The organism is Rhodococcus sp. 24CO (genome assembly GCF_050586165.1).
GTDB lineage: Bacteria > Actinomycetota > Actinomycetes > Mycobacteriales > Mycobacteriaceae > Rhodococcus_F.
This window is the reverse complement of sequence record NZ_JAZFNF010000005.1, coordinates 394,284-415,278: the sequence shown is the minus strand read 5'-3', so window position 1 is coordinate 415,278 and position 20,995 is coordinate 394,284. Positions and strand designations below refer to the sequence as shown.

The 20,995-nt window shown below is 63.5% G+C and carries 20 protein-coding genes; 9 read left to right on the top strand and 11 right to left on the bottom strand.

Features of this window, described 5'->3' with window-relative positions; genetic code table 11:
• Positions 1-30 precede the first annotated feature (30 nt).
• Positions 31-762, top strand: coding sequence for a DUF4232 domain-containing protein (locus V2B23_RS14840; RefSeq protein WP_430951035.1), 732 nt, complete (start codon positions 31-33; stop codon positions 760-762).
• Here V2B23_RS14840 and disA read toward each other — a convergent pair.
• Positions 759-1,844, bottom strand: a complete 1,086-nt coding sequence (gene disA, locus V2B23_RS14835) for a DNA integrity scanning diadenylate cyclase DisA (protein WP_033232701.1) — start codon at positions 1,842-1,844, stop codon at positions 759-761. The genes V2B23_RS14840 and disA overlap by 4 nt on opposite strands.
• 97 nt (positions 1,845-1,941) lie before the next feature.
• Here disA and V2B23_RS14830 point away from each other — a divergent pair, with 97 nt between their 5' ends.
• Positions 1,942-2,502 (top strand): PaaI family thioesterase, encoded by a 561-nt coding sequence (locus tag V2B23_RS14830; protein ID WP_430951034.1) that lies wholly within the window; start codon positions 1,942-1,944, stop codon positions 2,500-2,502.
• Between the two features lie 23 nt (positions 2,503-2,525).
• Here V2B23_RS14830 and radA read toward each other — a convergent pair whose 3' ends face one another.
• Positions 2,526-3,959, bottom strand: coding sequence for a DNA repair protein RadA (radA, locus tag V2B23_RS14825; protein WP_430951033.1), 1,434 nt, complete (start codon positions 3,957-3,959; stop codon positions 2,526-2,528).
• 97 nt (positions 3,960-4,056) lie between these two features.
• A complete protein-coding gene (locus V2B23_RS14820; RefSeq protein ID WP_430951032.1) occupies positions 4,057-4,689 on the bottom strand; it encodes a hypothetical protein in 633 nt (210 codons plus the stop codon).
• Between the two features lie 264 nt (positions 4,690-4,953).
• Here V2B23_RS14820 and V2B23_RS14815 point away from each other — a divergent pair, with 264 nt between their 5' ends.
• Genes V2B23_RS14815 through rlmB form a run of 5 tightly spaced genes read left to right on the top strand, consistent with a single transcriptional unit; the run spans position 4,954 to position 9,005 of the window.
• On the top strand, positions 4,954-5,442 hold the full coding sequence (locus V2B23_RS14815; RefSeq protein ID WP_033232561.1) for a CarD family transcriptional regulator: 489 nt from the start codon (positions 4,954-4,956) through the stop codon (positions 5,440-5,442).
• Between the two features lie 24 nt (positions 5,443-5,466).
• A complete protein-coding gene (gene ispD / locus V2B23_RS14810; protein WP_430951031.1) occupies positions 5,467-6,135 on the top strand; it encodes a 2-C-methyl-D-erythritol 4-phosphate cytidylyltransferase in 669 nt (222 codons plus the stop codon).
• A 13-nt stretch (positions 6,136-6,148) separates the two neighbouring features.
• The gene (ispF, locus tag V2B23_RS14805) at positions 6,149-6,625 is read left to right on the top strand and encodes a 2-C-methyl-D-erythritol 2,4-cyclodiphosphate synthase (protein WP_430951159.1); all 477 of its coding nucleotides are present in this window, start codon (positions 6,149-6,151) and stop codon (positions 6,623-6,625) included.
• Positions 6,626-6,636: 11 nt separating this feature from the next.
• Positions 6,637-8,031: a cysteine--tRNA ligase gene (gene cysS, locus V2B23_RS14800; protein ID WP_430951030.1), complete on the top strand. Its 1,395-nt coding sequence runs from the start codon at positions 6,637-6,639 to the stop codon at positions 8,029-8,031.
• Positions 8,032-8,033: 2 nt separating this feature from the next.
• Positions 8,034-9,005 (top strand): 23S rRNA (guanosine(2251)-2'-O)-methyltransferase RlmB, encoded by a 972-nt coding sequence (gene rlmB / locus V2B23_RS14795; protein ID WP_033232555.1) that lies wholly within the window; start codon positions 8,034-8,036, stop codon positions 9,003-9,005.
• Positions 9,006-9,064: 59 nt separating this feature from the next.
• Here the strand turns inward: rlmB and V2B23_RS14790 are convergent, their stop codons facing one another.
• From V2B23_RS14790 to V2B23_RS14765, 6 genes are all read right to left on the bottom strand, one after another.
• The gene (locus V2B23_RS14790) at positions 9,065-9,736 is read right to left on the bottom strand and encodes an LpqN/LpqT family lipoprotein (RefSeq protein WP_430951029.1); all 672 of its coding nucleotides are present in this window, start codon (positions 9,734-9,736) and stop codon (positions 9,065-9,067) included.
• A gap of 73 nt (positions 9,737-9,809) precedes the next feature.
• Complete coding sequence (locus tag V2B23_RS14785; RefSeq protein ID WP_430951028.1) at positions 9,810-10,670, bottom strand: biotin-dependent carboxyltransferase family protein; 861 nt, start codon at positions 10,668-10,670, stop codon at positions 9,810-9,812.
• 38 nt (positions 10,671-10,708) lie between these two features.
• Positions 10,709-11,470, bottom strand: a complete 762-nt coding sequence (locus V2B23_RS14780) for a LamB/YcsF family protein (RefSeq protein WP_430951027.1) — start codon at positions 11,468-11,470, stop codon at positions 10,709-10,711.
• Entirely contained in the window at positions 11,467-12,348 is an 882-nt protein-coding gene (locus V2B23_RS14775) for a metal ABC transporter permease (RefSeq protein ID WP_033232545.1), read from the bottom strand. The genes V2B23_RS14780 and V2B23_RS14775 overlap by 4 nt, the downstream gene beginning before the upstream one ends.
• Positions 12,345-13,229 carry a metal ABC transporter ATP-binding protein gene (locus tag V2B23_RS14770; RefSeq protein ID WP_045068409.1) on the bottom strand — a complete coding sequence of 295 codons (885 nt, stop codon included), beginning with the start codon at positions 13,227-13,229 and terminating at the stop codon, positions 12,345-12,347. The genes V2B23_RS14775 and V2B23_RS14770 overlap by 4 nt, the downstream gene beginning before the upstream one ends.
• 40 nt (positions 13,230-13,269) lie before the next feature.
• Positions 13,270-14,217, bottom strand: coding sequence for a metal ABC transporter solute-binding protein, Zn/Mn family (locus tag V2B23_RS14765; RefSeq protein ID WP_430951026.1), 948 nt, complete (start codon positions 14,215-14,217; stop codon positions 13,270-13,272).
• A 138-nt stretch (positions 14,218-14,355) separates the two neighbouring features.
• Here V2B23_RS14765 and V2B23_RS14760 point away from each other — a divergent pair, with 138 nt between their 5' ends.
• The gene (locus V2B23_RS14760; RefSeq protein WP_430951025.1) at positions 14,356-15,444 is read left to right on the top strand and encodes a LacI family DNA-binding transcriptional regulator; all 1,089 of its coding nucleotides are present in this window, start codon (positions 14,356-14,358) and stop codon (positions 15,442-15,444) included.
• On the opposite strand, the gene otsB is transcribed toward V2B23_RS14760, so the two are convergent.
• Positions 15,429-17,990, bottom strand: coding sequence for a trehalose-phosphatase (gene otsB / locus V2B23_RS14755; RefSeq protein ID WP_430951024.1), 2,562 nt, complete (start codon positions 17,988-17,990; stop codon positions 15,429-15,431). The two genes, V2B23_RS14760 and otsB, sit on opposite strands and share 16 nt — an antisense overlap.
• Before the next feature lie 87 nt (positions 17,991-18,077).
• A complete protein-coding gene (gene kstR / locus V2B23_RS14750; protein WP_033232537.1) occupies positions 18,078-18,716 on the bottom strand; it encodes a cholesterol catabolism transcriptional regulator KstR in 639 nt (212 codons plus the stop codon).
• 94 nt (positions 18,717-18,810) lie between these two features.
• Here kstR and V2B23_RS14745 point away from each other — a divergent pair, with 94 nt between their 5' ends.
• Positions 18,811-20,958, top strand: coding sequence for an acyl-CoA dehydrogenase (locus V2B23_RS14745; RefSeq protein ID WP_430951023.1), 2,148 nt, complete (start codon positions 18,811-18,813; stop codon positions 20,956-20,958).
• Positions 20,959-20,995 lie beyond the last annotated feature (37 nt).

Here is a 20,995-nt window from a genome sequence, read left to right as displayed (position 1 = left end):
GTGAGCCTTTCGCCAACTACCGTTGAGACCGTGTTGGAACCGAATGGACCACTGCCCCCTCAGATCTACTGGCGTCGCCGGGCTCTGGCCATCGGTGCTGCCGTTATCGCCCTGGTGTTGCTGATCTGGGCGATTTCCGCACTGGTAGGTGGGGGAGACGATCCTGCCGAAGCAGATGCCGCGGCCGCGACTTCCTCGCTCACATCGGAGGTGTCGTTCACACCGAACCCGTCGGGAAGCAACAACTCCGGCGGCAACGGTGGTGGAGGTAGTGGTGATTCCGGTTCGAACGGTTCCGCGACGTCTGCTGCTGCGAGTTCGACCACGTCGACGACCAGCGCGGCTCCGGTGCCCGCTGGGCAGTGCGCCGACTCGTCCCTCGCGGTCAAAGCAACGGCAGACAAGCCGACCTTCGCCGGTGGTGAGGAACCGACCTTCACGATTGTGATCACGAACATCGGTTCCGCCGCGTGTGACCGCGACCTGGCTGGTGGACTCCAGCAGGTGCTTGTCTACAGCATCGACGGCAAGAACCGACTGTGGTCCAACGTCGACTGCTACCCACAGCCGGCGCCGGATGTACGCAACCTCGAACCGGGTGAGCAGGCAGCCTTCAAGGTTGCCTGGTCCGCCACGACATCGAGTCCGGACTGCGCCACTTCGCAGAATCCGCAGCGCAATCCCGTGGGCCCCGGCGCGTACACCGTTGTCGGCCAGCTCGGTGCCCTACGTAGCAGCGCGGAGCCGTTCAATATCGCCTAGTTGAATGAACCGGTGATCGAAGATTCGGCGAGCCGGGACAGACCTTCGCGGATGTGACGGGCCCACAGCCCACCGATACCTTCGACGGACTGAAGGTCGGCCGCAGTAGCAGCCAGTAGAGCTTGCAACGTGCCGAATGATCCGACCAATCGGTGGATCTGATGGAACTGAAGCCGTGGTACCCGCATGAGAACCCGGTATCCGCGGGGCGTCATCGGGGTGTCGAGGGCTTCGATAGTGCCCGGGTAACCGAGCACTCGCGCGAGTGTTGTCAGGTCGAGGAGATCGGCATCGGTTACGCGGTCCAGGGCGGCGAGCACATTGTCCATCGCGGCCGTTCCGACCGGCTCGGGGCCGGCAAGGTAGTCGCGGACGATGAGCTGACGCGCAATGTCGTTGTCGCCGACCAGTTCTTCGAGCTGAAGGGCGAGCTGGCGACCGTCGGTGCCGAGTTCGAGGACGTCCTGTTCGATCTCGAGCGATACGCGTCGAACCATCTCGAGTCGCTGAACCACCGTCAAAGCGTCGCGCAGAGTCACGAAGTCCTCGATCTCGACGACGGACAGTGATCTGGTGACCTCGTCGAGACGTGCCTTGTACCGCTCGAGTGTCGCAACGGCTTGATTTGCCCGGGAAAGGATCGTGGCGGAACCTTCGATGACGTGTCTGATGCCGCCGACGTAGACGCTGACGATCGACATCGACTGACTGACCGACACGACCGGGTATCCGGTCTGGATTGCCGTGCGTTCCGCCGCGCGGTGCCGAGTGCCGGATTCGACGGTCGGGATCTTGTGGTCCGGAACGAGTTGAACGTTTGCGCGGACGATGTGCGAGCCGTCCGTGGACAGCACCACCGCCCCGTCCATCTTCGAGAGTTCCCGAAGGCGGGTGGGCGCGAACTCCACGTCGAGGTTGAAACCACCGTCGCAGAGCGCTTCGATCTCGTCGTCGTAGCCGAGGACAATCAGGGCCCCGGTGCGACCTCGAAGAATGCGTTCGAGGCCGTCGCGGAGCGCGGTTCCGGGGGCCAGTCTGGCGATGGTTTCTCTCAACGCCGGCGACGACTGGGGATCCGCCATCGCACTGATCATTGAGAAACTCCCTGCTGAGGTCGATGTCACTAAGTTCGGGTCCGATAGCTGGTACTGGCAGATCCTTCGATTAGATTACCTATCCGTGAGTAGCACCTGGACTTTGCCTGACGACCTGACCGTGCCCGTGCCCGTCGAATTCTTCCCGGCGGCGGGTGAGAAGTTGCCTCAGCACTGGTCGAAGTGCTTCGGTTGCGGCGACGATCAGCCGGCCGGGATGGCGATGAGTTTCAGGGCGGGTGAGGGCCTCGAGGTGACCGGACGCCTCGACGTCGCGAAGAAGTACCAGGGTGGACCCGGAGTCATTCACGGCGGAATACTTTCCACCGCTTTCGACGAGGTGCAGGGCGTGGCATGCATGGTCCTCGGCACGCCGGTGGTGACCGGTCACCTCGAGATCGACTTTGCGCGGCCGATCCCGCTGGGTTCGGTTCTCGAGTTTCGGGCTCGTGTCGACGGCACCGTCCGGCGCAAGGTCTACACCAGCGCCGAAGCTGTCATCGTCGAAGGTCCAGCGGCTGATCCGGACGTGATAGTCGGAACGTCGCGTGGACTGTTCCTGACCATCACTCCCGAGCATTTTGCCAAGACCCAGGAATTTGTGGACGGCGTTCCGACCTCACCGTTCGGGACCTCGTCTGTCTGATTGCCCAGCACTGATCACCGCCGTCATTTGACGGGGGTGAGCTTGGGTCGAGGCGCGCCCTGTTTGCCGCCGAGTAAACCGGCGTAGGTCAAAGCTTCGGCTATGTTCGTCACTTCGTTGACTCGCATGCCGGGAATGTTCGGCCCGGAGTCGACGGGCACTATTGCACTCGTGAATCCCAATCGGGCGGCTTCGATCAGTCGTCGGTTGACGCCGGCAACTCGGCGAACCTCTCCGGCGAGTCCGACTTCGCCGAGGATCACCATTCCCTTGGGAACCGGCTTTCCCTTCACCGCGGACGTGACGGCGATGGCGAGAGCCAAATCGGCACCTGGTTCCGTCATTCGCATGCCGCCCACGGTTGCCGCGTAGACATCGGCCTTGGCGATCGACACTCCGGCGCGTCGTTCGAGTACCGCCAGAACCATGGCGACACGCGCGGTGTCCAGGCCGCTCACAGCGCGGCGGGGAGTTGGGAGTGGGGTAGGTGCCACTAATGCCTGTACTTCGCCGAGCAGTGGGCGTTTGCCGTCCATCATCACGGTGACAGCAGTGCCTTCCACCATCTCTTCCCGATGATGGAGGAACAATCCGGACGGATCGCTGATCTCCTTGATGCCTTGTTCGGTGAGTTCGAAACAACCCACCTCGTCGGCTGCTCCGAATCGGTTCTTCACTCCGCGGACCATGCGAAGCGTGGAGTGCTTGTCTCCTTCGAAGTGCAGGACCACGTCGACGAGATGCTCGAGCGATCGTGGGCCGGCCACGGCTCCGTCCTTGGTGACGTGGCCGATAAGGAGTACCGGGATTCCGCTGGACTTCGCCAACGACGTGAGCGCGCTGGTGACCGCTTTGACCTGTGTGACACCACCGACAACGCCGTCGACGTCGGCCGCGAGCATGGTTTGCACGGAGTCGACGATCACCAGTGTGGGTTTGACCTGCTCGACATGGCCGAGGATCGTCGCGAGGTCATTTTCCGCGGCCAGGTACATCCGTTCGTGGACGGAATTGGTGCGGTCGGCCCGGAGCCTGACCTGTCCGGCCGACTCCTCGCCGGTGACGTACAGCGCGCGATCCTGCGGACTCCGCATCGCCCACCGGTAGACGACCTCGAGTAGCAGCGTGGATTTGCCTACGCCAGGTTCCCCGGCGAGCAGGACGACCGACCCGGGAACAACACCACCGCCGAGAACACGATCGAGTTCACCGATCCCGGTGGGCTTGGCCTTGGTGCTCTGGCTGTCGATCTGGGTGAGCGGAGTCGCGGGTGTGGTGGGCAGGACAGCGGCCGATCCCGCCTTGGCGAGCGATGCTCCCGCGCGACTGGCGACCGGAGCGACGACGGACACTTCGGCCATGGAGCCCCACGTGTCGCACTCGGGGCAGCGGCCGACCCATTTGGGCACGACGGATTTGCATTCGGAGCACCGGTAGTTCGATTTCGCTTTGGCCACCGGAACAGACTAGAGGCGAGGTCCGACATGGACCCCGCCTCTAGTGTGGCAATTCGTGACCTCGGCGAAACGCAGTGTCCGCCTGAGGTTTACAAGCTCAGTGCCCTGAGCCCTCGACCGGTGACTTCTCGGACACGTCACGCTCGAGTTGCGGGCCGGCATCGACAGGGACCTGAACCGTGACCGGGCCGGCCTTCTCGAAGGTGAAGGTGATCGGGATGGTCAGGCCCGGGCGAACGCCGGCCTTGATGTCTTCGAGGACCACGAGCATGAGCGCTGCGGGAGCGTCTGTGTTCTGGTCCTTGTTCTCGATCTGCTTCTCGGCTTCGGCCTCAGCGGACGCGCCTGCGGGAAGCTCTCCGGCCTGCAGGGACGTCTGCGGCTTGATCACCAATCCGGCAACCTCTTCACCGGCGACAACGCTTGCCGCGTAGTCAGTGGTGATGCTGACCAGCTTGTCGGTCGTCTCCGTGCTCTCGTTCACGATCGTGAAGGCCAGCACGGCCTTTCCACCGGGTTCGATGCTGTATTCCTCGGACGAGGGGTAGGCGATATGCACGTTGCGCAGGGCGATGTCACCAACGGTGGCACTGTTGCCGTTCACGGCGGCCTGCTGGATGGCAGTCTGGCTCACCTGTCCCGAGCCGCATGCGGACAGCGCGATGGCTGCGCCTGCAGCCAGTGCAATGGCGGTAGCGACTCGGCGAGTCGGCTTGCGGATAGCAGTCACGGTTTGTCCTCCAGGGCGTCAGGTTCGCACTCCACTAGGCAGAGTAGTAGTCAGCTCTCGCGGGCCGGTCGCTGGGTAGCCACAACGGTTGTCCGCGTGGGCTTTCACGCCGCCGTGAACAGGCCGTCGACGCTGGTTGAATGCACGTCCAACAGGCACTGTCAACCCCTACGCTCGAGCAAGGATGCCCCTGACCTGCGCCGTTGATGCATGGCTGGTTCTTCGACGTGTTAAACTAGTGGAATCGAAAGGGGCACGGGACACATGATTTTCAAGGTCGGAGACACCGTCGTATACCCCCATCACGGTGCGGCGCTGATCGAAGCTATCGAAACCCGCACCATCAAGGGTGAGCAGAGGGAATATCTCGTTCTGAAGGTTGCTCAAGGCGATCTGACAGTTCGAGTTCCCGCAGACAACGCAGAATACGTCGGAGTTCGCGACGTCGTCGGCCAGGAAGGCCTCGACAAGGTTTTCCAGGTTCTGCGTGCACCGCACACCGAAGAGCCCACCAACTGGTCTCGTCGATACAAGGCAAACCTCGAGAAGCTTGCTTCAGGTGACGTGAACAAGGTCGCCGAGGTTGTTCGTGACTTGTGGCGTCGTGAGCAGGATCGTGGACTTTCTGCTGGTGAAAAGCGCATGCTTGCCAAGGCTCGTCAGATTCTCGTCGGGGAGCTCGCGCTCGCCGAGGGCACTGACAACGAAAAGGCTGAGATCATTCTCGACGAGGTCCTCGCGACCGCGTCCTGAATCAACACCACAACAAAGCTGACAGTGTCGGTAGTCGCACTGGTTCCTGCCGCAGGTCGGGGAGTGCGCTTGGGTGAGCAGATACCCAAGGCATTCGTCGAACTCGGTGGGCGCACCATGCTTGCACGCGCGGTTGACGGGCTCCGGAAATCCGGAGCGGTCGACCGCGTTGTTGTGATTGTGCCGCCTGAACTTCTTGGATCGGTCAAGGCTGATCTGGGACGTGGCGACGACGTCGACGTGGTGGCAGGGGGGTCGGAACGCACGGATTCCGTGCGGGCCGGGCTCGCGGCGGCCGGAGACGCGGAGTTCGTCCTCGTGCACGATGCTGCGCGAGCGTTGACTCCACCGGCGATGATTGCGCGGGTTGTCGCTGAACTGAAGGCGGGCAGCGCTGCGGTCATTCCCGTGCTGCCGGTCACGGACACCATCAAGTCCGTCGATGTTCACGGCATGGTCACCGGTACCCCGCTTCGCAGCGAACTTCGTGCGGTACAAACTCCCCAGGGCTTTTCCGCGCAGGTACTGCGCCAGGCCTACGATGCCGGGGATCTGGCGGCAACGGACGACGCGTCGTTGGTCGAGCGACTCGGCGTTTCCGTACAGACAATCGCCGGTGAAGCTCATGCCTTCAAGATCACGACGCCACTCGACCTGGTACTTGCCCGAGCACTTCTGGATGCGGATTCGTAAGGACGGAAACTGGATGCGAGTCGGTCTGGGGACGGATGTTCACCCCATCGAGGTAGGACGGCCGTGTTGGATGGCCGGTTTGTTGTTCGAGGAAGCAGACGGTTGCTCTGGGCATTCCGACGGCGATGTTGCCGTTCACGCGTTGTGTGACGCTCTTCTCTCTGCGGCGGGATTGGGCGACCTCGGATCCGTCTTCGGTACCGGCAGGCCGGAATGGGACGGAGTGAGTGGCATCCGGATGCTCGCCGAGGTTCGGCGGTTGCTCGAGGAAAACCAGTTCACGGTGGGCAATGCCGCAGTTCAGGTCATCGGGAATCGCCCCAAGATCGGTCCGCGTCGAGATGAGGCGCAGCGGGTCCTTTCCGATGTTCTGGGTGCCCCGGTTTCGGTCTCCGCCACCACCACCGACGGACTCGGTTTGACCGGGCGCGGCGAGGGGATCGCCGCCATGGCCACCGCGTTGGTCATGACAACCGGCAACGACAGGTAAGATCGCTGGTCGTGACCCTGCGCCTATACGACACCGGTACGCGGGCCCTGCGGGATTTTGTTCCGTTGGTCCCCGGACATGCATCGGTGTACCTGTGTGGGGCGACAGTCCAGGGTGATCCTCACATCGGCCACGTGCGTAGCGGCGTCGCATTCGACGTGCTGCGCCGCTGGTTGCTGGCGCACGACAACGACGTTGCATTCGTGCGCAACGTGACGGATATCGACGACAAGATCTTGAACAAGGCTGCCGACGCCGGCCGTCCCTGGTGGGAGTGGGCCACGACGTTCGAGCGTTCCTTCACATGGGCGTACGACCAGTTGGGTGTACTGCCGCCGTCGATCGAACCGCGGGCCACCGGTCACGTCACGCAGATGGTCACGATGATGGAGCGTCTCATCGCGAACGGCCATGCGTACGCCGCGGGCGGTGACGTCTACTTCGACGTGCAGAGCTACCCCGAATACGGCGCTCTCTCCGGGCACAAGCTCGACGACGTCCATCAGGGTGAGAGTGCTGCCGAGGGCAAGCGTGACCCGCGTGACTTCACGCTGTGGAAGACGGCCAAGCCTGGCGAACCCTCGTGGCCGACTCCGTGGGGGCCCGGGCGTCCCGGTTGGCATCTCGAATGCTCGGCCATGGCCGAGTTTTACCTCGGCGCTGCATTCGATATTCATTGCGGTGGAAGGGATTTGGTCTTCCCGCATCACGAGAACGAGATTGCCCAGGCAAAGTGCGTCGGCGACGATTTTGCTCAGTACTGGTTGCACAACGGCTGGGTCACGATGAGCGGCGAGAAGATGTCCAAGTCGCTCGGCAATGTGCTGTCGGTGCCGAATGTCTTGAAAAAGGTTCGTCCGCAAGAACTTAGGTACTACCTCGGTAGTGCGCACTACCGTTCCAACCTCGAGTACTCGGACGAAGCCCTCGAAGAGAGCGCCAAGTCCTACCAAGGGCTGGAGACGTTTGTCCTGCGCACGCACAAACGCGCAGGCGGCGTCGAACTCGGGACGTGGACAGAGGGTTTCGCGGAAGCGCTCGACAACGACTTGTCGGTCCCGATCGCGTTGGCCGAGATTCACGGCAAGGCGAGTGCGGGCAATACCGCGCTCGCAGCGGGAGACTTGGGTGCGGCACGGGTGGCGGCAGGTCAGGTGCGGGCGATGCTCGCGATCCTGGGCGTCGACCCCCTCGACGCGCATTGGTCGCAGTCCGGTGGCGACACCGAGGCGGCAATGGAAGCTTTGGACGTGTTGGTGCGCGCTGATCTCGATCGGCGGCAGCAGGCACGGACGGAAAAGAACTGGGCGGTGGCGGACGAAGTCCGTGATCGCCTCATCAAGGCGGGTATCGAAGTAACCGATACTCCCGACGGACCCGAATGGTCCCTGAAGGCAGGGCAGTAACAATGGCTGGAAACTCGAGCAGGCGCGGCGCAGTCCGTAAGGGCGGCACCAAGAAGGGCCAGGTTGCCGGTTCCGGCGGTAAGCACCGTCGCGGTCTCGAAGGGCGTGGCGCTACGCCGCCCGCCGAGGCACGCACCAAGCATCCCGCGGCGAAGCGTGCAGCGCGCGCCGCACGGGCCGACGAGAAGCAGGGGCGCGGTGGCCGCCCGGGTCCGGGCCGCAAGGTTCTCGACGGTCCCGAGACAGTGCTCGGGCGCAACCCGGTGGTCGAGTGCCTGCGCGCCGGCGTTCCGGCGACGGCGCTGTGGGTTGCCGTCGGCACCGAGAGCGACGATCGTCTGAAGGAATCCGTTCAGCTCGCTGCGGACGCCGGCATCTCCATCCTCGAGGTGCCCCGCACCGATCTGGATCGCCTGAGCGCCAACGGTCTTCACCAGGGCATCGCGCTGCAGGTTCCGCCGTACCGTTACGCGCACCCGGACGATCTCCTGTCCGAGGCGCGTAAGCACGCCGAGCCGCCACTGCTCGTCGCGCTGGACAACATCACCGACCCCCGCAACCTTGGTGCAGTCGTGCGCTCGGTCGCAGCTTTCGGTGGACACGGCGTCGTGATTCCGGAGCGTCGCAGCGCCAGCGTCAGTGCCGTCGCGTGGCGTACCAGCGCCGGTGCCGCCGCTCGTCTGCCGATTGCTCGCGCCACCAACCTCACTCGCACGCTCAAGGACTGGGCCTCCAAGGGTGTTCAGGTTGTGGGCCTCGACGCCGGTGGCGACACCACTCTCGACGATTTCGACGGCAGCGGTCCCGTGGTGATCGTGGTCGGTTCCGAAGGCAAGGGACTCTCACGTCTCGTCCGCGAGAACTGCGACGCGATTCTGTCCATCCCCATGGCCGGACCGGTCGAGTCGCTCAACGCTTCGGTTGCTGCCGGAGTTGTGTTGGCGGACATCGCTCGTCGTCGCCGTAGCAGCTAGGGCCTTCGGCCCTGTGCGCGTTTTTGGTAGTGGGAACTACCAGAAACGCGCACGGGGTCTTAGCTGAATTCGATCGATGTGTTGATTTCCTCGACCTGGTCGGAGAGCGCCATGTCTTCCTTATCGGTGAACTGATTCGCGAAGCTCACCAGGTACACGGGAGACGATTCGTCAGCCTGGTAGGCGATGACGGTCATGACCGCCAACAGGGGAACGTTAACGTTCGGCGGCGACCAGGTTCCGGCGACTCGAATGGCCTTCTGTCCGTCGATGTCGAGGTCGACCTTGTTCACCTCGGTCCATCCGTTGAGTATGCCGAGCGACGCCTGGGCGCCGGCAAGTACCTCGTCGGGGCTTGCGGTGCCCTGGCTTTCCACCGTCAATGTCGTGTTCGGCATGAAGCCGTTTGCATCGGCCTGGTTGCTGGACAGGATGTCCGTGACGCTTCCGGTGGTGCTTTTCTGGGTCTGCGACCATCCGTCCGGAAGGCTGACGCTGATGACCGGTGCGTCGGCGTCGGTGCCGGAGTTGAGGGTGACGCGTTCGCCGGTGAAGCTGATGCTGTCATCCGACGTCGTCGCCGCGGCGGATGAGGTGGTTGCGGAGCTGGTTTGCGAGCTGGTTTCCGAGACAGCCTCGCCGTCGTCGGAGTTGCTGCATCCCGAGAGAACAAGTGCTGCGGTGATCAAACTGGCTGCGCTCAGAGCGATTGTGCTGCTCTTCATACTCATATGTCAGTTTCCTTCGGCTTATTCACGACGGCCGTGCGCCGACGCCAGCAGTGGCTGAGACTATCAGCGCCGCCTACGCCACCCGGAAGGTAACCGAACTTCCCGGTCTCATTTGCGCCAGCGTGGCGATTCCGGGGTCGGTGACCACTGCGATCACCGGATACCCGCCGGTTACGGGATGATCAGCCAGGAATATCACGGGGTGACCGTTCGGGGGCACTTGAACCGAGCCGGAGACGACGCCTTCGCTGGGCAATTCGCACGTACGTGAGCGATGCAGCGGTCCGGGGCCGCGTAGCCGAACGCCGACTCGATCGGTGTCTTCGGTGACGGTCCAGGCGTGGTGCAGCAATGCGTGGACGGAGGCGGGTGTGAACCAGTCGTCGCGCGGTCCGAGGGTGATGCCGAGCGGAACGGGGCATGGGGTGGGCGCCGGCGGTGGGATGAAATCCTCGATCGGCCACTCGGCTTCGCCAACTCCGACGAGCAGGTGATCGCCCGCGCGGACGGGCGCTGGGCCGAGTTCGGCGAGTGTGTCGGTGGAGCGAGAGCCGAGAGTTTCCGGGACGTCGATGCCGCCGCGGACAGCGAGATAGGTGCGCAGTCCGGTTGTGCTGTAGCCGATTTCGAGAAGGTCGCCGCCATCGAGTTGGAGAGTGGAGTAGTCGGCAGCGGGATGTGCGTTGACAGTCACCGGTGCCCTCGCCCCGGTGACTGCGACGGTCAACGGCCCGACAGCCCGTACCGCGAATCCACCTGTCGTGATTTCGAGCGTGGCGGCGTGAAGTGCGTTTCCTACCAGCCTGTTTGCCGCGTCGTGGGAGCTCAGATCAACGGCGCCGGAGCGGCCGACGCCGATGCCCGCGCAACCTGCCCGTCCATGGTCCTGGACGGTGGTCAACGGGCCGGGGCGAACGACGTCGAGCCATGCCATGAAGTCATTGTCCCGCACCGAGGAGTCCGGCGCAGGAATCAGGTGAAGGGAGTGATCGCCACGTCGGACGCGGTGAGCAGTCTCCGGATTTCGGTGGCCATGTCGACGGCGGCCGGGGTATCACCGTGGACGCACACCGAGTCGGCGCGGACCGTCACGCGGCTGCCGTCAATGGCGTCGACGACGCCCTCGAGCACTATCCGTCGCACGCGTTCGGCAATGGCAACTGGATCGTGAAGCACGGCGCCCGGCAGGTTTCGGGGCACCAACGTCCCCTCCGGTGTGTACGCGCGGTCGGCAAAGGCCTCGGTCACAACGGTCAGACCGGCCGCTTCCGCTTCGGCCAGGAACACCGAATCCGGCAGACCGAGAATGGGGAGGGTCGCGTCGTAGCTGCGAACGGCGTCGACAACTGCACGCGCTTGTTCACGGTGATGCACTATCGCGTTGTAGAGCGCGCCATGAGGTTTGACGTACGTGACACGGGAGCCGGCAACACGGGCCAGTCCGTCGAGTGCCCCTATTTGATAAATGACGTCGGCCGCGAGATCGGTGGGGGAGACGTCGATGAAGCGTCGGCCGAATCCCGAAAGATCGTTGTATCCGACTTGCGCGCCGATCCGCACGTTCTGCGCAACAGCGGAGCGGCACGTCGCCAACAGCGTGGCCGGGTCACCGGCGTGAAAGCCGCACGCGATGTTGGCGCTGGTGACCACGGTCAGCATGGCGTTGTCGTCACCGAGCGTCCAGGCGCCGTATCCCTCGCCGAGGTCGCTGTTGAGGTCGACGCGGATCGTCATGCGTGCGCCGGAATCCGTCCCGCGTTCTTGCGTCGCGCAGAACCGGTGAGGCGGCACACCAGGTAGATGACAAACGACACCGTGGTGACAAAGCTGGACACCGGAACTCCGGGTGCGAGGGAGAGCAGGATGCCGCCGACAGCGGCGAGTTCCGCGAAGACCACCGACAGGATGGTGGCCTTGAGCGGGCTCGCGGTGACGTAGGCGGCCGCCGCGGCGGGCGTGATGAGTAGCGACATCACCAGCAGTGCGCCCACGATCTGCACACCCAGGGCGGCCGTGATGCCGACCAGAACCGCAAAGACGATGGACAGCGCGCGTACCGGAACACCGCGTGCCGCAGCCACTTCGGGATCGGTGCTGGCGAACAGCAAAGGGCGGTAGATGAATCCGAGTGTGCCGATCACGATGACTGCGCACAGAAGAAGCAGTTCGAGTCCGCTGTTGCCCGGTGCCACGATCTGACCGACCAACAGCGAGAAGCTGGTTCCGGTTCGGCCGTCGTACGCCCAGAGGAACAGCACCGACAGTCCGAGCCCGAAGGCCATGATTACGCCGATCACCGAATCGCGGTCTCGTGCTTTGGCTCCCAGCAGTCCGAAGAGAACTGCCGCGACCACCGAACCCACAATAGCTCCGGCGCCGACACTCACACCGACCAGTAGGGCAGCCGACGCGCCGGTCAGCGACAGTTCACTGGTTCCGTGAACGGAGAACGACATCTGCCGGCTCACGATCAGCGGGCCGATGATGCCGGCCAACAATCCCAGGATCGCGCCGGCAATCAATGCCTGCTGGACGAAGTCGTACTGCAGAAGGTCGACGGTGGCGGACACGTCGAACATCCGCGACATCGCGTCGGTGAATTTGTTGCTCACGCGTGATCCTCATCGCTGTGGTGGACGCCTTCGCCCGGACGCAGGCCGCCCGCGCTGCCGAGAGCGTCGATGGCGTCGCCGGTGCCGACGACAACCAGGCGGCCACGAACCTGCAGTACCTCGACGTCGGTGTTGTACAGATCCGAGAGAACCTCGGACGTCATCACCTCGGCCGGCGTTCCGATGCGGAACTTGCCGTCGACCAGATACAACACCCGATCGACCAGCGGAAGGATCGGATTGATCTCGTGGGTCACGAACAGCACGGCCGTGTTGTGGGTGCGTCGACGCTTGTCGATCAACGTGGACACCAGATGCTGGTTGGCGAGGTCGAGGCTGAGCAGCGGTTCGTCGCACAGCAGGATCTTCGGATCGCCGACCAGTGCCTGCGCAATACGCAATCGCTGTTGCTCACCGCCGGACATGGATCCGATGGGGGCGTCCGCGAACGCTTCGGCGCTGACCTGCGCGATGGCGTTGTCGACAATCGCGCGCCGACGCCCCCGCCGAAGCAGGCCGGTGCCCCACTGATGTCCGTCGACCCCGAGACCGACAAGGTCGCGCCCGCGCAGCGGAAGTCCGTCGTCGATGGATTTCTGCTGCGGGATGTACCCGACGTGCGAGTTTCCGGCGCGCGCCGGGGTTCCGGCGATTTCTGCGCTGCCGCCGCTGAGTTGTAGTTGCCCCAGCAGAATCTTCAGAAGCGAGGTCTTGCCGGAGCCGTTAGGGCCGAGAACGGCGATGAACTCGCCGGGCTGAACCTCGAGGTCGAGGCCGTCCCAGAGGGTGCGGGCGCCGAAGGACAATCGGGCGTCCTTCAGGGCGACTGCTGGCACGGCATTTGTTGCCGGCGCCGTTGTATTCGCGGAGGTTTCTGTCACAAGCCGATCGGTTCTTCTCGGAATTGAGTGGGCAAAAAAATTACTGGGCAGAGAGGGCGTTGGCTAGCGACTCCGCGGTCTGCGTCTGCCACTGAATGTAGTCCAGGCCTTCGGGGAGAGTCTCCGTAACCTCGACGACAGGCACGCCTGCTTTCTCGGCGGTGGAGCGCATGTCCTGCGTCACTTTGTCCTGCGTCTGAGTGTTGTAGACGAGGGCCCTTGCAGCCTTGTCCGACAGCAATTGGCGCGTTGCGGCGATCGCGGCCGGTGACGGATCGTTGCCGTCTTCGATCGCGCTGGTGAATTCCTCAGGGGTTGCGTCCTTCAGCTCGGCGGCAACCAACAGGTAGTGCGCGATGGGTTCGGTCTGCGCGACCGACTCGCCGCCGTGGGCAGCGGTAATCGAATCGGTGACGGCGGTGATGCCGGCCAGTTTCTGGCTGTATGCCTGTGCGTTTGCCTCGTACGTCGACGCATTGTCGGGGTCGAGTGCACTGAGTTGGTCGGCGACGGAGTGGGCCACTGCGTCGACGGTGGGGATGTCGAACCAGACGTGCTCGTTGACGGCGCCGTGCGTGTGACCGTCGTGCGATTCTCCGGCGGTCTCGCCTGCGTGGATTCCACCGTCGAGCAGGTTGTAGGCGTTGACGGTTTTCTGGTCGCCCTTGCCGGCGTCGAGGATGTCGGTGACAAATTGGTCGTAGCCGCCGCCGTTGTAGACGACGAGGGAGGCATCGGTGATCTTGGCAGCCTGAGCCGGGGTGGCTTCGAAGGAATGCGGATCTGCGGACGGCTCGTCGATGATGGAGGTGACGGTGAGGGCGTCGCCTGCCACGGCCTGGGCTACATTGCCCCACACGTTTGTGGAGGCTACGACGGAGATGCCTTCGTCCCCGGTTTTTTCGGAGCCGCAGGCCGTCAGTGCCATGGCCGCTGCGACCGAGATGGTGGCGAGGGCGGCGATGCGGATTTTGGACGACGAGCGCACGAATTTTCTCCTGAACGAAGGGTGGGCTAAATGCTATTGGAAACCGTTACCGTTACACATTAGCGCATAATCGCTGGTAGGTCATGTTCGGTTCAGCCCCGTCGTGCCGACTTTGACGGGTACCGATAACGTCCGTCTATGCCCCGGTCCCGTCAGCCACGCCGTCAAGCCACTTTGGCGTCGCTCGCCGCCGAGCTCAATGTGTCGAGAACAACAGTCTCGAACGCGTACAACCGACCCGATCAGCTCTCCGTCGAGCTCCGGGATCGAGTGCTCCAGGCGGCCAAGCGACGCGGATATCCCGGACCTGATCCGGTCGCCCGTTCACTACGCACTCGCAAAGCCGGTGCCGTGGGACTTCTCCTCACCGAAGCGCTCAGTTACAGCTTCCGTGACCCGGCCGCCATGAGCTTCCTGGCGGGCCTCTCTGAATCCTGCGAGGAAGCAGGGCAGGGGTTGCTCCTGATTCCTGCCGGACCGGGGCGAGACGACGTGGATGCCGCCGCGGTCGTACAGCAGGCAGGAGTCGACGGTTTTGTCGTCTACTCGGTTGCCGACGACGACCCGTATCTTGCCGCCGTGCTCGAACGTCACATCCCCATCGTGGTGTGCGATCAGCCGCGCGAGATTCCCGGAGCGTCTCTGGTGGGTATCGATGACCGCGCTGCCATGCGCAAGGTTGCCGATTACCTCATCGGTCTGGGCCATACCGAGATCGGTGTGCTGTGCATGCGGCTGGGGCGCGACCGGATGGATGGTGTTGTCAGTCAGGAACGCCTGAAGTCGCCGCATTTCCACGTTCAGCGTGAGCGGATCGAGGGAGTGCGCGACGCGATGTCGACGGCGCAGATGGATCCGCTATCTCTGACTGTGATCGAGCGGTACGTCCACACCACGCAGTCCGGGCACTCCGCGGCAGCGGAGGCGCTCGCGACCAATCCGAAGATCACGGCACTGATGTGCACCACCGACGTCCTTGCCCTCGGCGCTTTGGACTGGGCGCGCTGGCAGGGCATCGACGTGCCGGGCCAATTGTCGATCACCGGATTCGACGGTGTGAGCGAGGCTCTTCGTGAATCGCTGACCACCGTGCGCCAGCCTCAGGAGGAGAAGGGCCGGCGCGCGGGTGCACTGCTGATGTCACCGTCCGGTTCCGGTGTGCCGATCATCGAGATGCTCGAGACCGAACTACTGGTCGGCCGTACGTCGGGTCAGGCCAAGATCTGAGCGGGTAAGTCCAAGAGCTGAGCGCAGCGCAGCAGACCGAGATGGCTGTAGGCCTGGGGGTGGTTGCCGAGTGACCGTTCTGCGACAGGGTCGTACTCTTCCGCGAGTAGGCCGGTAGGACCTGCTGCGTCGACCAGTTGGTCGAACAGTGCCTCTGCTTGTAAGCGTTGTCCGGTCAGCAGGTACGCCTCGACCAACCATGCTGCGCAGAGGTGGAACCCACCTTCGAGGCCGGGTAGGCCGTCGTCGTGGTGATAGCGGTACACCGTTGAGCCGCTACGCAATTCGGCTTCGGTAGCAACTACCGTCGCGGCAAATCGCGGGTCCTCCGGATCGATCAGCCCGGACAGTCCAATATGCAGGGTCGCGGCGTCGAGATCTACACCGTCGTATGCGGCGGTGTACGACTGGACGTCGTCCTTCCATCCCTTGTGGCGCACCTCGTCGGCAATCTGATCGCGCAATTCGGCCCACTCGGGTAGTGCCGTCCGGCCGAAGCGGTCGGCCAGTTTCACCGCGCGGTCGACGGTCACCCACCCCATCACCTTGGAGTAGACGTGATGGCGAGGGTTGTCGCGGATCTCCCAGATGCCGTGATCAGGTTCGAACCACCGTCGTTGAACGGCTTCGACCATGGCGCCCACCAGTTCCCAGTCGCGATCACTCAAAGGCTGGGCAGCCCCGGCCTTTTCGCGGGCATCGGCGAGGTGGACGATCAGTTCGACGATCGGGCCGAAGACGTCGAGTTGGACTTGCTGATTGGCAGCGTTACCAACTCGCACCGGACGGGAGCCGGCGTACCCGGGCAGGGAATCGATGACGGCCTCAGGTGGCAGTGACGTGCCGTTCAGCGTGTACAGCGGGTGTAGACGCTCGGGGCCCGGCAGTGTTTCGAGGACGCGGTGGACCCAGTCGAGGTACTCCTCGGCCTCGTGGGTGGACCCGACACTCACGAGAGCTGTTGCGGTGAGTGCGGCGTCGCGCAACCAGCAGTAACGGTAGTCCCAGTTTCGGACGCCGCCGATTTCTTCGGGCAGCGACGTGGTTGCCGCGGCCATGATGGAACCGGAGTCGGCGTGAACGAGTCCGCGCAGCGTGAGGGCGGAGCGTTTCATCAAGTCCGGCTTGAGTTTCGGCAGATCGAGAGTTTTGGCCCAATCGGACCAGTAACTTTCCGACCTGGCGCGACGATCTGCTTCGGGCGCCGGTGAAGGGTCCATATCTGTTGTGCCGCAGCGTAGTTCGAGAACGATATCGCCGGCTGACGGCGTGACGATTGCATGGGCGGTCTGCTGGTTGCCGTCGGTGGCGATGTTCCACTGCACGCCGGGGGATCGCAGCACGTACGGCTCGTTGGTGCCCAGGACGCGGATGCCGTCCTCCACGATCTCGAGGGTGACTTGCGCTTGGCCGAACTCCGGACGCGGTGCAAACGAGACCACGGCATCGGCTCTACCGGAGATGATGCGGGTGAAGTCGGTTCGGCCCTGTTGCACGTCGTGCGGGAGGTAGTCGGTGACAGACAGGCTGGCCCACCGAGTTTGAACGGTCATGGTGCCGTCGAGGTACTTCTGGCTCAGCGGCAGCGCAGTCCGCCGTGGCCCGACGCTGAAATGCCCGGCGGCGGTCCCACCGAGCAGGTGGGCGAAGACCGCTGCGGAGTCGGGTTCGGGGTGACACAACCACGTCAGGGTGGCGTCGGGCGTCACGAGGGCAACCGTGCGGGGGCTGGCAAGCATGGACAGTCGCTCGATGGGCGGCGCGTCGGCACCCGAAAGCCACGTACGACGCTCTTCGAGCAGAAACGCCAACGCGGCCGCGACATCCTCGGTGCTGTCGACGCGGAACGCTGCCATGGTGTCGCCTGGGCCGACCTTGACGCCGATGTCGGGGCCGGACAGTCTGGCGAAGGCCTTTTCATCGGTGACGTCGTCGCCGATGAACACTGCGGCGGTTGCGCCGTCCTGGTGCCGGATGAGATCGAGCGCCTGACCCTTGTCGGTGGCGATGACAGCCAGCTCTACGACGGACTTGCCTTCCGTGACCTGCACTCCCGGCCACAGCGCGGATTCTGTCCGCACCGCGATCAAGGCCTTCTCGGCGTCGTCTTCGGGGGAGTTTCGAACGTGTAGAGCGATGCTGGCAGGTTTCTTCTCGACGGTTGCGCCGGCAGTGCGGGACGCGATACGGGTCAGTTCAGAGGTGATCTCGCCGAGCAGCTTCTTGGCGTCGGCATCGATGGCGTGAACAAATCCGATGTCGAATTCGGAGCCGTGACTACCGACCAGCTGTACTTCGGCTGGGAGTCGGGAGAGCGCGGCGAGGTCTTTGAGCGCACGTCCCGAGATGACGGCCGCTGTCGTGGAAGCCAGGCTGGCGAGCGAGCGAAGGGCTCGGACCGATTCCGCGCGCGGATAGGCCTTCGCCGGATCCGCGACGATGGGTGCCATGGTCCCGTCGTAATCGGAGGCAACCAGCAACCGTGGAGTCTGGGCCACGGCTGAGAGGGCTCGACGGAGTTCGATGGGGAGATCCTGTGCGCTCACCTCTTCAAATCTAGGTGATTGCGAGCGTCCTGGCTCGGTACGTCAGCTCAATGGGTGCCCAGAACCAATTGTCGATCCGGATTATCCCTATGCGGGTCTGCGGGATCCGTCGCCGAGCAACAGCTCAACGGTCAATTCGAGTCGATTGGCGACGTCGGTGGCCGATGATCGGCGTGTGAGCCAAGCCACGAGATTGGACAGCCACACATCGGAAATGACGCGGGCGATAGCCAACTGTTCGTCGTTCGGTTCTTCTTCGGTCATCGCGCGTGCAAACAATCGGTCCATCAGTTGGCCGACGTGATCGACCTCGGCAGCAGCGGACGCGTCGGCGAACATGAAGGCGCGGGTCATTGCTTCGGTGAGCAGTGGATCGCGTTGCATTGCGCGGGTGATCAAACTCAGGATCAGCTGCATGCGCTCGAGCGGGCTCGTTCCGGGCGGAATCTTGCCTCTGGAGTCGATCTTCTCGAACTCACGCGCTAGAGCGGAAACCAGGAGGTGCACCTTCGACGGAAAATATCGGTAGAGCGTTCCGACGGCAACGTCCGCGCGCTCGGCCACCGCGCGCATCTGAACGGCTTCGTATCCGCCCTTGGATGCCAATGTCAATGTGGCATCGAGAATCCGCTTGCGACGCTCGCGTTGCGCGTTGGAGCTGAGATCGTCCTCTCCGAGCGTCGCGGATGCGACGGCGGTGGAGCGGGATCGGGATGTTGCAGTCATCGACAATTTCCTTCGCGCCTTGACTCATGGCCAGGTGTCATATTAGAACACGTTCTAAACAATTGTGTCACTAATGGAGAGGTGGGAACCAGTTGTGACTATCGCCACGACCGATGAACAACGGGCAGTCCAGGAGTCGATCGAGGCGTGGGCGCGATCGGCAGCGCCGATGGACATGGTACGCCGAGGACCAGCGAATTCGTGGCGCCAGGGTTGGTCGGATTTTGCCTCTTTGGGGCTCTTTTCGGTTGCTGTGCCCGAGTCGGTGGGCGGCTCCGGAGCTGAGATCGTAGATCTGGCAGCGATGCTCGAGCAGGCCGCTATTGAACTTGTGCCTGGTCCTGTTCTCACTACGGCGCTGGCCGCGTTGGTGGTCGGCCGCAGTGCAACTCCCGCGGCAAAGCGCTGGTCCGAGCCGCTTGCGGACGGTGCAATTCCCTGCGCTGTCGTATTGGACGAAAGACCAGTTGCCGCAACGGCAACCGAATCCGGAGGGCTCGAACTTCACGGTGACGGAGGTTTTGCGTGGGGCGGAGATACCGGAGTGTCGGTACTGGTTTCCGCGGACAGTGGCAATGGTGTTGTGTGGGCGCTCGTCGACGGCGAAGCGAGTGGGCTCACGTATGACGCGCTCGACACGATCGACAAGTCCCGCCCGTTGGCGAAGGTCTCCTTCGATCGTGTGGTCGTGGATGCGGATCGGATCATCGGCGACATAGCGACGGAATCGGTGGCTGATCTTGCTGCAACACTCGCGTCGGCGGAGGCGGCCGGAATTGCCGCGTGGAGCCTGCGGACTGCGGTGCAGTACGCAAAGATTCGTGAGCAGTTCGGCAAACCGATCGGTTCCTTTCAAGCGATCAAGCATCTGTGCGCCGAAATGCTGTGCCGGGTTGAAAACGTCGGTGCAGCCGCCTGGGATGCTGCTGTGGCGGCGGAGTCGGGTGACGAACTTCCGATCGCCGCAGCAGTAGCCGCCGCGGTGTCCCTGGATGCGGCAGTCGACACGGCCAAGGACTGCATCCAGGTACTTGGCGGCATCGGGTTCACCTGGGAGCACGAGGCGCATTTCTACCTTCGTCGCGCCGTGTCGCTGCGCCAGATGATGGGAGGCTCGTCTCGTTGGCGCGCCAGGGTGGCTGAGTTGACGCTCGCGGGATCACGCCGACATCTGCAGATCGATCTCAGTGCGTTGGAGTCGGATCGCGCCGAAATTCGCAGTGAAGTAGCACAACTCGTCGCTCTGCCGGAGTCCGAGCAGCGCACTGCCCTGGCCGAATCGGGTTACCTCGCACCTCATTGGCCGGTGCCGTACGGCAAAGGGGCCAAGGCGGCTCAGCAGATTCTGATCGAGGAAGAGTTGGCTGCGGCAGGCGTCGGCCGGCCCGATCTGGTAATCGGATGGTGGGCCGTGCCAACCATTCTCGAGCACGGCTCTGTCGAACAGATCGAACGGTTTGCCGTCCCCACCTTGAAGGGGGATATCACGTGGTGCCAGTTGTTCAGTGAGCCAGGAGCTGGGTCCGACCTCGCCGCGCTGCGCACCACTGCCGAGAAGGTAGACGGTGGATGGAAGCTCAACGGGCAGAAGGTGTGGACTTCGCTTGCACGTGAGGCTGACTGGGCGATCTGTTTGGCGCGCACCGATCGTGGTGTACCCAAGCACAAGGGCATCACGTACTTCCTGCTCGATATGAGAACGCCGGGGATCAGGATTTCGCCGCTGCGGGAGATCACAGGCGATTCGCTGTTCAACGAGGTGTTCCTCGACGACGTGTTCGTGCCGGACGACTGCGTCGTCGGAGAGCTCGGTGGTGGTTGGAAACTGGCCCGAACCACACTCGCCAACGAGCGGGTTGCGATGAGCGGTGGTTCGTCACTTGGCGGTGCGATGGAGGAATTGCTTGCGCTGGCAGGAAGTCCCGATCCTGTGGTGGCTGACAAGTTCGGTGGTTTGATCGGCACCGCGATGGTGGGATCACTCTTGGAGTTACGAACCACATTGCGGCAGTTGGATGGCCAGGATCCAGGACCGGCGTCGAGCGTCCGCAAACTGGTCGGTGTTCGTCAGCGCCAGACCGTCGCGGAATTTGCGATGGAGTTGGGCGGTCCTGATGGTTGGGTCGAGGGGCCGTTGTCGCGGGAGTTCCTCAACACGCGTTGTCTGTCCATCGCCGGTGGTACGACGCAGATCTTGCTGACTGTCGCGGCCGAGCGAATTCTGGGGCTACCGCGCGAATAACAGGTCTACAAATTTGCTCCCGTTGGTGATACAACTA

Bases quoted from the DNA above. Each gene is read 5' to 3' on its own strand.
- disA (WP_033232701.1), bottom strand. From the start codon at position 1,844: ATGGCGGATCCCCAGTCGTCGCCGGCGTTGAGAGAAACCATCGCCAGA.
- V2B23_RS14815 (WP_033232561.1), top strand. From the start codon at position 4,954: ATGATTTTCAAGGTCGGAGACACCGTCGTATACCCCCATCACGGTGCG.
- ispF (WP_430951159.1), top strand. From the start codon at position 6,149: ATGCGAGTCGGTCTGGGGACGGATGTTCACCCCATCGAGGTAGGACGG.
- rlmB (WP_033232555.1), top strand. From the start codon at position 8,034: ATGGCTGGAAACTCGAGCAGGCGCGGCGCAGTCCGTAAGGGCGGCACC.
- V2B23_RS14790 (WP_430951029.1), bottom strand. From the start codon at position 9,736: ATGAGTATGAAGAGCAGCACAATCGCTCTGAGCGCAGCCAGTTTGATC.
- V2B23_RS14785 (WP_430951028.1), bottom strand. From the start codon at position 10,670: ATGGCATGGCTCGACGTCGTTCGCCCCGGCCCGTTGACCACCGTCCAG.
- V2B23_RS14780 (WP_430951027.1), bottom strand. From the start codon at position 11,470: ATGACGATCCGCGTCGACCTCAACAGCGACCTCGGCGAGGGATACGGC.
- V2B23_RS14760 (WP_430951025.1), top strand. From the start codon at position 14,356: ATGCCCCGGTCCCGTCAGCCACGCCGTCAAGCCACTTTGGCGTCGCTC.
- kstR (WP_033232537.1), bottom strand. From the start codon at position 18,716: ATGACTGCAACATCCCGATCCCGCTCCACCGCCGTCGCATCCGCGACG.